At 67.0% G+C, this 13,611-nt stretch carries 11 protein-coding genes; 5 read left to right on the top strand and 6 right to left on the bottom strand.

Going from position 1 to position 13,611, the window contains the following annotated elements; genetic code table 11:
• Positions 1-87: 87 nt before the first annotated feature.
• From nadC to purN, 6 genes are all read right to left on the bottom strand, one after another.
• Entirely contained in the window at positions 88-969 is an 882-nt protein-coding gene (nadC, locus tag WS51_RS22985) for a carboxylating nicotinate-nucleotide diphosphorylase (RefSeq protein ID WP_060272984.1), read from the bottom strand.
• Positions 966-2,102: a quinolinate synthase NadA gene (gene nadA, locus WS51_RS22990; protein ID WP_059451029.1), complete on the bottom strand. Its 1,137-nt coding sequence runs from the start codon at positions 2,100-2,102 to the stop codon at positions 966-968. Before nadA ends, nadC begins: the two co-directional genes overlap by 4 nt.
• A gap of 401 nt (positions 2,103-2,503) precedes the next feature.
• Positions 2,504-3,700 (bottom strand): DesA family fatty acid desaturase, encoded by a 1,197-nt coding sequence (locus WS51_RS22995; RefSeq protein ID WP_059450936.1) that lies wholly within the window; start codon positions 3,698-3,700, stop codon positions 2,504-2,506.
• A 210-nt stretch (positions 3,701-3,910) separates the two neighbouring features.
• Positions 3,911-5,296, bottom strand: coding sequence for a mechanosensitive ion channel family protein (locus WS51_RS23000; protein WP_069229816.1), 1,386 nt, complete (start codon positions 5,294-5,296; stop codon positions 3,911-3,913).
• An 18-nt stretch (positions 5,297-5,314) separates the two neighbouring features.
• The gene (locus WS51_RS23005) at positions 5,315-6,577 is read right to left on the bottom strand and encodes an RsmB/NOP family class I SAM-dependent RNA methyltransferase (RefSeq protein WP_059450934.1); all 1,263 of its coding nucleotides are present in this window, start codon (positions 6,575-6,577) and stop codon (positions 5,315-5,317) included.
• Positions 6,574-7,236: a phosphoribosylglycinamide formyltransferase gene (purN, locus tag WS51_RS23010; RefSeq protein ID WP_059450933.1), complete on the bottom strand. Its 663-nt coding sequence runs from the start codon at positions 7,234-7,236 to the stop codon at positions 6,574-6,576. Before purN ends, WS51_RS23005 begins: the two co-directional genes overlap by 4 nt.
• A gap of 122 nt (positions 7,237-7,358) precedes the next feature.
• Between purN and WS51_RS23015 the strand changes: the two genes are divergently transcribed.
• From WS51_RS23015 to dut, 5 genes are all read left to right on the top strand, one after another.
• On the top strand, positions 7,359-8,351 hold the full coding sequence (locus WS51_RS23015) for a bifunctional riboflavin kinase/FAD synthetase (RefSeq protein ID WP_059450932.1): 993 nt from the start codon (positions 7,359-7,361) through the stop codon (positions 8,349-8,351).
• Between the two features lie 102 nt (positions 8,352-8,453).
• The gene (gene ileS / locus WS51_RS23020) at positions 8,454-11,291 is read left to right on the top strand and encodes an isoleucine--tRNA ligase (protein ID WP_069229817.1); all 2,838 of its coding nucleotides are present in this window, start codon (positions 8,454-8,456) and stop codon (positions 11,289-11,291) included.
• Between the two features lie 2 nt (positions 11,292-11,293).
• Entirely contained in the window at positions 11,294-11,794 is a 501-nt protein-coding gene (lspA, locus tag WS51_RS23025; protein WP_059508161.1) for a signal peptidase II, read from the top strand.
• Between the two features lie 67 nt (positions 11,795-11,861).
• Complete coding sequence (gene coaBC / locus WS51_RS23030) at positions 11,862-13,073, top strand: bifunctional phosphopantothenoylcysteine decarboxylase/phosphopantothenate--cysteine ligase CoaBC (protein WP_059769635.1); 1,212 nt, start codon at positions 11,862-11,864, stop codon at positions 13,071-13,073.
• Positions 13,074-13,128: 55 nt separating this feature from the next.
• Positions 13,129-13,575: a dUTP diphosphatase gene (gene dut / locus WS51_RS23035; protein WP_059450928.1), complete on the top strand. Its 447-nt coding sequence runs from the start codon at positions 13,129-13,131 to the stop codon at positions 13,573-13,575.
• The last annotated feature ends 36 nt before the right edge of the window (positions 13,576-13,611 follow it).

Below are 13,611 nucleotides of genomic sequence, written 5' to 3' on the forward strand. Positions count from 1 at the left end.
CGCGCCCTTCCGGGGTGTGCGGCCCACGAAAAAGCCGCTGGCGTTTGCGCGCCAGCGGCTTTTTTCGTCAGACGGCCTATCGCCCGGTCAATCGACGATCCGCATCGAATAGTCGGTCGCGCGCACGTCCTTCGTCAGCGCGCCGATCGAGATGCGGTCGACGCCCGTCTCCGCGAACGTGCGTACCGTATCGAAATTGACGCCGCCCGACACTTCCAGCACGGCCTTGCCGGAAGCGACGCGCACCGCTTCGCGCATCATGTCGAGCGTGAAGTTGTCGAGCAGCACCGACTGCGCGCCGTGCGCGAGCGCCGTGTCGAGTTGCGCGAGCGTCTCGACTTCGATCTGCACCGGCACGCCGGCACCGAGCGCGAACGCCGCATCGAGCGCTTCGCCGACACCGCCGGCCGCCGCGATATGGTTTTCCTTGATCAGGATGCCGTCGTACAACGCGAGACGCTGGTTCTCGCCGCCGCCGACCCGCACCGCGTACTTCTGCGCGAGCCGCAGGCCCGGCAGTGTCTTGCGCGTATCGAGGATCTTCGCGCGCGTGCCTTCGACGCGATCGACGTAACGACGCGTCGCGCTCGCGACGCCCGACAGCAGTTGCAGGAAGTTCAGCCCGTTGCGCTCGGCCGTCAGCAGTGCGCGCGCCGGCCCTTCGAGCTCGCAGACCGTCGAATCCGGTGTCATCCGGTCGCCTTCGCGATACCGCCACTGCACGACGATCGACGGATCGATGCGCGCGACGACGGCCTCGAACCACGGCACGCCGCACAACACCGCTTCCTCGCGCACGATGATGCGCGCACGGCGCCGCTCGCCGGCCGGCACGAGCCGCCCGGTCTGGTCGCCGGTGCCGACGTCTTCGGCGATCGCATCGGCGACGTTGCGCGCGATCGCTTCGTCGAATGCCGCGCCGTATTGGGCGCGCACGGCTTCGAACAGCGGAGAGACTGCGCTCGTCATGCCGCCCCCACGTTCGCGAACAGTTGCTGATCCCGCTGCAGATCGCCGCTCGCCTGCACGCGCTTCTTGTGCGCCGCTGCGAAATCCAGCATCCGGTCGATCGGCACGCGCGCGCGCACGCCGATCGCGGGATCGACGAAGATCTCGTTGTGACCGCGCTCGAGCACGTCGGCGAGGTTCGCGAGGCCGTTCATCGCCATCCACGGGCAATGGGCGCAGCTCTTGCAGGTCGCGCTGTTGCCGGCCGTCGGCGCGGCGATGAAGGTCTTGCCGGGTGCGGCGAGCTGCATCTTGTGCAGAATGCCGAGGTCGGTCGCGACGATGAAGTGCGTCGCGTCGAACTTCACGGCGGCGTCGATCAGCTGCGTCGTCGAGCCGACGACGTCCGCCTGCGCGACGACGCTTTCCGGCGACTCGGGATGCACGAGCACCTTCGCGTCCGGATACTCGGCGCGCAGCAGGTCGAGCTCGATGCCCTTGAATTCGTCGTGGACGAGGCACGAGCCCTGCCACAACAGCATGTCGGCGCCGGTTTTCTTCTGGATGTAGCTGCCGAGATGGCGATCGGGTGCCCAGATGATCTTCTCGCCGCGCGCGTGCAGGTCGGCGACGATCTCGAGGCCGATCGACGACGTGACCATCCAGTCGGCACGCGCCTTCACGGCGGCGCTGGTGTTCGCATAGACGACGACGGTGCGGTCGGGATGCGCATCGCAGAACGCGGAGAATTCGTCGACCGGGCAGCCCAGATCGAGCGAGCAGGTCGCGTCGAGATCGGGCATCAGAACGCGTTTGCCGGGGCTCAGGATCTTCGCGGTTTCGCCCATGAAGCGCACGCCGGCGACGACGAGCGTCTGCGCGTCGTGGTCGCGGCCGAAGCGGGCCATTTCGAGCGAATCGGCGACGCAGCCGCCGGTTTCGTCGGCCAGCTCCTGCAGCTCGGCATCCACGTAATAGTGAGCGACGAGCACGGCCTTTTCACGCGCGAGCAGCGCCTTGATGCGTGCCTTCAGCGCGGCGCGTTCTTCGGCGGACGGTGCTTCGGGCACCTTGGCCCATGCCTGGCCCACGCCGCAGACGGTCCCGGCCGAGACTGGCCGGTCGTACTCGACGGATTTGATCGTCGATTGCATCTCCATATCTCCTGTCGACCAGAGTTAGCGCTTCAGCGCTTACTCTGGTCCCATGCTTTGCGGTCGACCAGAGTTAGCGCTTCAGCGCTTACTCTGGTCCCATGCTTTGCGGTCGACCAGAGTTAGCGCTTTAGCGCTTACTCTGGTCCCATGCTTCGCGGTCGACCAGAGTTAGCGCTTTACCGCCTACTCTGTCCCATGCTTCGCGGTAGCCCGGAATCAGCGCTCCAGCGCATGCTCGGGCCGATCCTCTCCGCTTGCCCGGGGCGCAACGTCGGCGCGGCCCCAAACCTCACACGAATTCCGGCGCGTCCGGTCGTCCCTGGAAAACCGGCCGCCCAAATGAAAAAACCCCGCCAACGCGGGGTTTGTGACGTCCTGAGATTCTAATCGATTTCGAATCAGGCGTAGCGACGCAGGCGTGTCGCAAATTCCTGCAGCGCCTTGATGCCGCTTTGTTCCGCGCGGTGGCACCAATCCTGCAATTGCGCGAGCAGCTGTTCGCGCGACGCGGTCGAACGATCCCAGATCGCGGCCAGATCCTGGCGCAGCTGGAAGTACGTATGCAGCTTCTGGCTGTTCGCGAAGATCTCGGGCAGCAGCTTCTTCTGCGGCTCGTCGAGGCCGTCGGCGTCCTTGTGGAACCACTTGCGCGCGCTGCGCATCAGCTGGTACTTCTCGCTCGAACCGAGTTCCTTCAAGTGCGCGAGCTCCTGGCGATACGCGCGCTTCACGGCCTTGCCGTAGCGCGCCATCACTTCGTAGCGGTTCGACAGCACGGCCTGCAGCGTTTCCTGGTCGAGCACCGTCTTCGGCTTGTTCAGGCGCGGCGTCGGCGCAACCTTCTTCACCTTCGCGAGACCGAATGCCGACATGATGCGGATGTACATCCAGCCGATGTCGAATTCGTACCACTTGTTCGACAGCTTCGCCGACGTCGCGAACGTGTGATGGTTGTTGTGCAGCTCTTCGCCGCCGATCACGATGCCCCACGGAAACAGGTTCGTGCTCGCGTCGGCCGAGTTGAAGTTGCGGTAGCCCCAGAAGTGGCCGAAACCGTTCACGACACCCGCTGCCCAGAACGGAATCCAGACCATCTGCACGGCCCACACGGTCAGGCCGAGCACGCCGAACAGCGCGACGTCGATCACCATCATCAGGCTCACGCCGAGGATCGGGTACTTCGAGTAGAGATTGCGCTCGATCCAGTCATTCGGCGTGCCGTGACTGAACTTGCGCATCGTTTCCTCGTTCTTCGCCTCCGCGCGATACAGCTCGGCGCCTTCGAGGAACACCTTCCAGATGCCGCGCGTCTGCGGGCTGTGCGGATCTTCCTCGGTTTCGCACTTCGCGTGGTGCTTGCGATGGATCGCGGCCCACTGGCCGGTCAGCATGCCGGTCGTCATCCACAACCAGGCACGGAAGAAGTGACTTGCGATCGGATGCAGCTCCAGCGCGCGGTGCGCCTGGCAGCGGTGCAGGTAGACCGTCACGCCGATGATCGTGACGTGCGTGACGGCGAGCGCGAACAACGCGACCTGCCACCACGAAAAACGCAGGAGCCCGTGGGAAAGAAAATCGAGCAGGGAATTCAACAAGGCAGTTACCTGTGGTGAGAGCGATGCCGGCGCAGGCCGACGTCATAAAAATGAAAGCATACCGCGTGTAGACCGGAATTTTACTTCAACCGTTCCAAGTCTTTGTAAAAAATGAATATTTTCTTGTCTTGACGCAACGCGGACAGTCCATCGGCGGACCGGGAAAGCCTGTCGATCCGGTTTCGGCCGCCCGCTTCGTCGAGGTTGCCTCTACGCGGCCGACGCGCGCCCGTCCATCGCATCGCCGCCCGCCGCCACGGGCATGCCGTCGGCCACTGCGCCGGTCGCGGCCAGGCCGTCCGGCAGGCCGACCACACGCACCTCGCGCTGCGGGAACGGAATGGAAATTCCATGCTCGGCGAACAGCCGCCAGATGTTGCGGTTCACCGACGAACGCACGCCCGACGTGCCTTTCGCCGCATCCTCGATCCAGAAGCCGAGCTCCAGATCGATCCCGTCCGCGCCGAAGCCGACCAGGTACGGGGTCGGCGCCGGCTCCGCGAGCACGCGCGGCACGCCGTTCGCGGCTTCCGCGAGCACCGCCAGCGCCTGCTCGACGTCGCTCGTATAGGCAATCTGCACGGCGACCTTCGCGTAGCCGCGCGTGAGGTACGACGACTGGTTCTGCACGACGTCGGTGATCAGTTTCTCGTTCGGGATCAGCGTCTCGTTGCCGTCGAGGCCGCGCACGACCGTATAACGCGTGCGAATCTGCGTGACGACGCCCTGCAGCCCGCCGACGCTGATCGCGTCGCCGAGCCGCAGCGAGCGGTCGAGCAGGATGATGAAGCCCGATACGTAGTTGCTGGCGATCTTCTGCAGCCCGAAGCCGAGGCCGACGCCCACCGCACCGCCGAACACGCCGAGCACCGTCACATCGATGCCGACGAGCGACAGCCCGATCAGGATCGCCGCGAACACGAGCAGCGCGCGGCCGACCCGCGACAGCACGACCTTCAGGTTCGCGTCGAGCGTGGTCGCGCGCGTGAGGCGATCCTCGAGCACCGAGCCGAGCCACATCGCGACCATCAGCGTCACGCATACCCACAGCGCGCCCGAAATCACCGACAGCAAAGTCAGGTGGGCATTCGCGACGCGGAATTGCACGCTGTCGAGCCAGCCGAGCACGTCGCGCTGGATACCGAGCACGGTCAGCACCATCGCGACCCACACGACGGTCGACACGATCTTCTCGACGATCGACAGCCACGCATGCGTGTGCCCGTCGCGCGCGAATACGCGCCGCGCGAAAAAGAACAGCACGTAGATGAGCCCGATGCCGAACAGCGGCACGAGCGCGAGCGACAGCAGCGACGTCGACATGAACGGATCGAACGCGAGCTGCGCGATCCCCACGAAAACGCCGCCGAACAGCGGAAACAACGCACGCTTCAGGCTTTGCGCGCCTGCGCCGGGCGCGCGGCCGGCCGCCCGGCGCCGCGCATCGATGCGGCCATGAACGAAGCGCGCGGCAACCCATGCGAAGCACAATGCGCCGACCAGGATCGCCGCCTGCCAGATCATCACGGGCTGATGGAAATCCCGAATCACCGACGCCAGCCGGTGCGACAGCAGGCGGCTCTGCAAATTCTCCATCGTTGGTCCCGGCTGCCGTTACTGCGCGCGCCGTTCGAGGACCGCGGCGAAGAAGCCGTCGGTCGCATGGCGGTGCGGCCACAGCGACAGGTAGTCGCCGGTCTCGAGCGCGATGCGCTGGTCGGCCAGCACCTTCTGCGCGGGCACCAGCACGAAGTCCGGATGGTCGGCCAGGAACTGCTCGACGATCGCTTCGTTCTCCGCGTCGAGCACGCTGCAGGTCGCGTAGACGAGCCGGCCGCCCTTCTTCACGAGACGCGCGGCGCTCGCGAGGATCGACGCCTGCTTCGGCGTGAGCTCCTCGATCGACGTGCGCGTCTGGCGCCACTTGAGGTCCGGGTTGCGGCGCAGCGTGCCGAGCCCGCTGCACGGCGCGTCGACCAGCACGCGGTCGATCTTGCCGGCGAGCCGCTTGATCTTCGCGTCGTGCTCGCTGTCGATCAGCACCGGATTCACGTTGGACAGCCCGCTGCGCGCGAGGCGCGGCTTCAGCTTCGCGAGACGCTTTTCCGACACGTCGAACGCATACAGGCGCCCGGTCGAGCGCATCATCGCGCCGAGCGCGAGCGTCTTGCCGCCGGCCCCCGCGCAGAAATCGACGACCATCTCGCCGCGACGCGGCGCCACCAGCGAGCACAGCAACTGACTGCCTTCGTCCTGCACCTCGATCTGGCCTTCCTCGAACAACTTCAGGCGCGTGAGCGCCGGCTTGCCGACCACGCGCACGCCGTGCGGCGCGAACGGCGTCTCGCCCGCATCGATGCCGTTCGCGCGCAGCGCATCGATCACCTGTTCGCGCGTCGCCTTCTGCACGTTGGCGCGCAGGTCGAGCGGCGCCGGATAGTTCAGCGCCGCGGCGAGCTGCGCGAGCTCCTCGGCGTCGAAACGGGCCGACAGCGCCTGGTAGATCCAGTCCGGCAGGTTCGTGCGCACGCGCACCGGCAGGCTCGCCGGATCGATCTTCGACACGTGCTCGAGCCACGCGGCCTCGGTGTCGGACACGAACGGCTTCAACGCATTGCGGCCGAGCGTCTGCATCAGGCCGAGCAGCGTCAGGCGCCGCGCGGGGCTGCCCGTGCCGCTTTCGGCAAGGTGCGAAAACTCCATCTTCCGGCGCAGCACCGCGAACACCGCCTCGGCGATCACGCCGCGCTCGGCATGGCCGAGCTTCGGATGCGCGCGGAAGAACCGGCTCGTCGTCGCGTCGGCGGGGCCTGTGAACTTCAGCACCTCGGCGAGCAAGGTCTCGGTCTGGCCAATCAGGAATCCGTGCAGCTTCATACGCCCTCGCTCGTTTCGGTATGCGGTTGATCCGCGAAAATCCAGCGCGCCTCTTCCGGCGCCACCACTGCCCGGCCGTTCTCGAGGCGCAGGCGCCCCTCGACGAACCACCGCACCGCACGCGGATACAGCACGTGCTCGACCGTCAGCACGCGCTGCGCAAGCGCGGCCGCGTCGTCGCCGGCGCGCACGGGCACGGCGCCCTGCGCGACGATCGCACCGCTGTCGAGTTCGGGAATCACGAAATGCACGCTCGCGCCATGCAGCGCGACGCCGGCATCCAGCGCCTGCTGGTGCGTGTGGATGCCCTTGAAGCTCGGCAGCAGCGACGGGTGGATGTTCAGCAGCCGGCCCTCGTATCGTCTGACGAATTCGGGCGTGAGGATGCGCATGAAGCCGGCGAGCACGACGAGATCGGGCGCGAAGCGGTCGATCTCGGCGGCGAGCGCCGCGTCGAAGCTGTCGCGGCTGTCGAACGACCGATGGTCGACCACCGCGGTCGCCACCCCGTGCGACGCGGCAAAGGCCAGGCCGGCCGCGTCGGGCCGGTTGGCGATCACGGCGGCGACCTCGGCCGGCCAGCGTTCCTGCGCGCACGCGCGGACGATGGCCTCCATGTTGCTGCCGCGACCGGAAATCAGGATCACGAGTTTTTTCATCCGCGAATTTTACCATTCGCCCCCGCGTTTCCCGCCTTCTCGGCCGCCGGGCCGCCCGAACGTTTATAATCTTCTGCTTTGCGGCATCCCACCGCCCATTCCCCGACGCTGCATCCGCTATCGTGAAAGTCTTCCGCGGCCTGCCCAACGCCGAGAGCCGCGCGCCGTGCGCGCTGACGATCGGCAACTTCGACGGTGTCCATCGCGGCCACCAGGCCCTGCTCGCGCGCGTGCGCGCGGCAGCGGACGCGCGCGGCCTGCCCGTGTGCGTGATGACCTTCGAGCCGCATCCGCGTGAATTCTTCAACCCCGCCGGCGCGCCGCCGCGCATCGCGATGCTGCGCGACAAGCTGGAGGCGCTGCGCGAACACGGGGTCGACCGCGTCGTCGTCGAGCACTTCAACCACACGTTCGCGAGCCAGTCGCCGCAGGCGTTCGTCGAACGCACGCTGGTCGGCGGGCTGCACACGCGCTGGATGATGGTCGGCGACGATTTCTGCTACGGCGCGAAGCGCGCGGGCACCTTCGACACGCTGAAGGCGGCCGGCGAGCAATACGGCTTCGAGGTCGAGCAGATGGGCACGGTCGCCGGCAGCGACGGCACGCGCATCTCCAGCTCGGGCGTGCGCGCCGCGCTCACCGCGGGCGATCTCGACGCGGCCGCGCAAGCGCTCGGCCACGGCTACGCGATCAGCGGCCACGTCGCACACGGGCTCAAGCTCGGCCGCGACCTCGGCTTCCCGACCCTGAACCTGCCGATCGCGCACAAGCGGCCGGCGCTCAAGGGCATCTTCGTCGTGCAGGTGCACGGCCTCGGCCCTGCCCCGCTGCCGGGCGTCGCGAGCCTCGGGCTGCGCCCGACCGTCGACGATTCCGGCCGCGTGCTGCTCGAAGTCCATCTGCTCGACTGGCACGGCAACGCGTACGGCAAGCTCATCCGCGTCGAATTCCTGAAGAAGCTGCGCGACGAGGCGAAGTTCGACGATCTCGAGGCGCTGTCGCGCGCGATCGCGCTGGACGTCGCGAACGCGCGCGCGTACTTCATCGAGCGCGAGCGCGCGCCGGGCAGCCGCGCGACCGGCTTCTCGACGTCGGCGACCGACCGAATTAGCTGATCCGGCCGGCGGCGCCGCGCGCCGCCCCGTCGCGCCGCCCACACGCGCGCATCCCCGATTCACGACGCACGAGCGTCCCCCGATTTAGATAGCGATCCCATCATGAGCAACAAGAAAGCCGATTCGAAACCGCAGGCCAAGTATCCGGTCAACCTGCTCGACACGCCGTTCCCGATGCGCGGCGACCTGCCCAAGCGCGAGCCGCAGTGGGTCAAGGAATGGGAAGAGCGCGGCATCTACGAGAAGATCCGCGCAGCCAGCAAGGGCCGGCCGAAGTTCATCCTGCACGACGGCCCCCCGTATGCGAACGGCGACATCCACCTCGGTCACGCGGTCAACAAGATCCTGAAGGACATCGTCGTCAAGTCGCGCAACATGGCCGGCTTCGACGCGCCGTACGTGCCGGGCTGGGATTGCCACGGGATGCCGATCGAGATCCAGATCGAGAAGCAGTTCGGCAAGTCGCTGCCGGCGGCCGAAGTGATGAGCAAGGCGCGCGCATACGCGACCGAGCAGATCGAGAAGCAGAAGGTCGGCTTCAAGCGCCTCGGCGTGCTCGGCGACTGGGCGAACCCGTACAAGACGATGAATTTCGTGAACGAGGCGGAAGAGATTCGCGCGCTCGGCAAGATCATCGAGAAGGGCTACGTGTATCGCGGGCTGAAGCCGGTGAACTGGTGCTTCGACTGCGGCTCGGCGCTCGCCGAGGCGGAAGTCGAGTACAAGGACCGCACCGACCCGACGATCGACGTGATGTTCCCGTTCGCGGAACCGGAAAAGACCGCGCAGGCGTTCGGCCTGCCGGCGCTGCCGCGCGCCGACGGCGGCATCGTGATCTGGACCACCACGCCGTGGACGATCCCCGCCAACCAGGCGCTGAACCTCCATCCGGAAATCGTCTACGCGCTGGTCGACACCGAGCGCGGGCTGCTGATCATCGCGGAAGAACGCGTCGAAGCCTGCATGACCGACTTCAAGCTGACGGGCCGCGTCATCGCGACCACGCCGGGCGTGAAGCTCGCGAACCTGCGCTTCCACCACCCGCTCGCATCGGCCCACCCCGGCTACAAGCGCACCGCGCCCGTCTACCTCGGCGACTACGTGACGACGGACACCGGTACCGGCGTCGTGCACTCGTCGCCCGCCTACGGCATCGAGGACTTCCAGTCGTGCAAGGCGCACGGGATGACCGACTCCGACATCATCAACCCGGTGATGGGCGACGGCCGCTACATCGAATCGCTGCCGCTGTTCGGCGGCCTGTCGATCTGGGACGCGAACCCGAAGGTCGTCGACGCGCTGCGCGAGGCCGGCTCGCTGCTGCGCAGCGAGCACTACAAGCACAGCTACATGCACTGCTGGCGCCACAAGACGCCGATCATCTACCGCGCGACGTCGCAGTGGTTCGCCGGCATGGACGTGACGCCGCGCGAAGGCGGCAAGACGCTGCGCGAAACCGCGCTCGAAGGCATCGAGGCGACCGCGTTCTACCCGTCGTGGGGCAAGCAGCGCCTGTTCAGCATGATCGCGAACCGCCCGGACTGGACGCTGTCGCGCCAGCGCCAGTGGGGCGTGCCGATGGCGTTCTTCGTGCACAAGGAAACCGGCGAGCTGCACCCGCGCACGCTCGAGCTGCTCGAGGAAGTCGCGAAACGCGTCGAGCAGTCGGGCATCGAGGCGTGGCAGACGCTCGACCCGCGCGAGCTGATCGGCGACGACGCGAACCTGTACGAAAAGAACCGCGACACGCTCGACGTGTGGTTCGACTCGGGCACGACGCACTGGCACGTGCTGCGCGGCTCGCACAAGGATCAGCTGCAGTTCCCGGCCGACCTGTACCTCGAAGGCTCGGACCAGCACCGCGGCTGGTTCCACTCGTCGCTGCTGACCGCGTCGATGATCGACGGCCGCGCGCCGTACAAGGGCCTGCTCACGCACGGCTTCACGGTCGATGGCGAAGGCCGCAAGATGAGCAAGTCGCTCGGCAACGGCATCGACCCGCATGAAGTCGCGAACCGTCTCGGCGCGGAAATCATCCGCCTGTGGATCGCGTCGACCGACTATTCGGGCGAACTGGCGATCTCCGAGGAAATCCTGAAGCGCGTGACGGAAGGCTATCGCCGCATCCGCAACACGCTGCGCTTCCTGCTCGCGAACCTGTCGGACTTCGACTTCTCGCAGCACGCGGTGCCGGTCGACGAATGGCTCGAGATCGACCGCTACGCGGTCGCGTTCTCCACGCAACTGCAGGTGGAACTGCTGGGCCACTACGAGAAGTACGAGTTCCATCCGGTCGTCGCGAAGCTGCAGACGTATTGCTCGGAAGATCTCGGCGGCTTCTACCTCGACGTGCTGAAGGACCGCCTGTACACGAGCGCGCCCGACTCGCGCGCACGCCGCTCCGCGCAGACGGCGCTGTACCACCTGACGCAAGGGCTGCTGCGCGTGCTCGCGCCGTTCCTGTCGTTCACCGCGGAAGAAGCGTGGAAGGTGTTCCAGCCGGCCAGCGACACCGTGTTCACGGAAACCTACTACACGTATCCGGAAGTCGCCGGCGCGGCCGCGCTGATCGACAAGTGGGCGCTGCTGCGCGAAGTGCGCGGCAACGTGACGAAGGCGCTCGAGGAGGCACGCACCGCGAACCGCATCGGTTCGTCGCTGCAGGCCGAAGTGGCCGTGCATGCGAGCGGCGCGCGCTACGACGCACTCGCGAGCCTCGGCGACGACCTGAAGTTCGTGCTGATCACGTCGGCGGCAACGGTCGTGAAGGTCGACGACGAAGCGCAGGAAAGCGTCGACGTCGCGGCGTCGAAGTACGAGAAGTGCGAACGCTGCTGGCACTATCGCGAGGACGTCGGCGCGCACGCCGATCATCCGACGCTGTGCGGCCGCTGCTTCTCGAACCTGTTTGAAAACGGCGAAAACCGGAGCGCTGCTTGAATATGGCGAAGACTGTGTCGAAACCGGCCAGCGGCGCGCTCGCGCCCTGGCTCGGCATTTCGCTGATCGTGATCCTGTTCGACCAGCTGTCGAAGATCGCGATCCTGAAAACGTTCGCGTACGGCGCGCAGCACGCGCTGACGTCGTTCTTCAACCTCGTGCTGGTGTACAACCGCGGCGCCGCGTTCGGCTTCCTGTCGACCGCGAGCGGCTGGCAGCGCTGGGCGTTCACCGCGCTCGGCGTCGGCGCGACGCTCGTGATCTGCTTCCTGCTGCGCCGCCACGGCCATCAACGGCTGTTCAGCCTGTCGCTCGCGCTGATCCTCGGCGGCGCGCTCGGTAACGTGATCGACCGGCTGATCTACGGCCACGTGATCGACTTTCTCGATTTCCACCTCGGCGCCTGGCACTTCCCGGCGTTCAACCTCGCCGATTCCGCGATCACGATCGGTGCGGTGCTGCTGATCTACGACGAACTGCGTCGCGTGCGCGGCTCGCGCTGAGCGCGCATACTCGGTGTCGACGGCCGGCTTCGCGCCGGCCGTTCCGTTTGACCCTTGGAGGCCTGAGTTGGCACACGCAGAACTCGCAGGAAAACACCTCGTTCTCGGCCTGACGGGCGGCATCGCCTGCTACAAGATCGCCGAGCTCACCCGGCTGCTGACGAAGGCAGGCGCGACCGTGCAGGTCGTGATGACCGACGCCGCGACGCAGTTCATCACGCCCGTCACGATGCAGGCGCTGTCCGGCCGGCCCGTCTATACGAGCCAGTGGGACGCGCGCATCGACAACAACATGGCGCACATCGACCTGTCGCGCGAAGCCGACGCGATCGTGATCGCGCCCGCGTCGACGGACTTCCTCGCGAAGCTCGCACACGGGTTCGCCGACGACTTGCTGTCGACGCTGTGCGTCGCGCGCGACTGTCCGCTGCTCGTCGTGCCCGCGATGAACCGCCAGATGTGGCAGAACCCGGCCACGCAGCGCAATGCCGCGCAACTGCGCGCCGACGGCGTGTCGGTGCTCGGCCCCGATTCCGGCGCGCAGGCGTGCGGCGAAGTCGGCGACGGCCGCATGCTCGAACCCGAAGCGATTTACGAAGCGATCGTCGCGCACTTTGCGCCGAAGGTGCTCGCGCACCGTCGCGTACTGATCACGGCCGGCCCGACGTTCGAGCCGCTCGATCCGGTGCGCGGCCTCACGAACCGCTCGAGCGGCAAGATGGGCTTCGCGCTCGCGCGCGCCGCGCAGCAGGCCGGCGCCGACGTGCATCTCGTCGCCGGGCCGGTCGCACTCGACACGCCGTGGGGCGTGTACCGCCAGGACGTCCAGACCGCGCAGCAGATGTACGACGCGGTGATGCACGCGGTGTCCGATGCCGACATCTTCATCGCGGTGGCCGCGGTTGCCGACTGGCGCGTTGCCCAGCCGGCCGAACACAAGATGAAGAAGACGGCCGATCGCAAGATGCCGGCGCTCGCCTTCGTCGAAAACCCGGACATCCTCGCATCGGTCGCGGCACTGCCCGATCCGCCGTTCTGCGTCGGCTTCGCGGCCGAAAGCGGCGATCTCGACGTGCATGGCGACGAGAAGCGCAAGCGCAAGAACGTGCCGCTGCTGGTCGGCAATCTCGGCCCGCTGACGTTCGGCCGCGACGACAACGAAGTCGTGCTGTTCGAGGCGGCCGGCCTCACACGCCTGCCGCGCGCACCGAAGGACGAATTGGCGCACGTGCTCGTCGCGGAAATCGCGAAGCGCCTGCCGGACAACCGCCTGATCTGATCACCCGCGCGGTGGCCCGTGCCGCCGCGCCTTTTCCGACCGATTCGACGACCGCATGAAACTCGATCTGAAGATTCTCGACGCGCGCATGCGCGACTACCTGCCCGCCTACGCGACCACCGGCAGCGCGGGCCTCGACCTGCGCGCGTGTCTCGACGCGCCCGTCACACTGCAGCCGGGCGAAACGACGCTCGTGCCGACCGGCCTCGCGATCCACCTCGCGGATCCCGGCTACGCGGCAATGATCCTGCCGCGCTCGGGCCTCGGCCACAAGCACGGCATCGTGCTCGGCAACCTCGTCGGCCTGATCGATTCGGACTACCAGGGCCAGTTGATGATCTCGACGTGGAACCGCGGCCAGACCGAGTTCGTGCTGAACCCGTTCGAGCGGCTTGCGCAGCTCGTGATCGTGCCGGTCGTGCAGGCGCAATTCAACATCGTCGACGACTTCGCGCAAAGCGATCGCGGCGAGGGCGGCTTCGGCAGCACCGGCCGTCACTGAACGGCACCATGCAAGCAGGGGCCTCACGGCCCCTTT

This window comes from Burkholderia territorii (assembly GCF_001718335.1).
In the GTDB taxonomy this organism is placed as follows: Bacteria; Pseudomonadota; Gammaproteobacteria; order Burkholderiales; family Burkholderiaceae; genus Burkholderia; species Burkholderia territorii.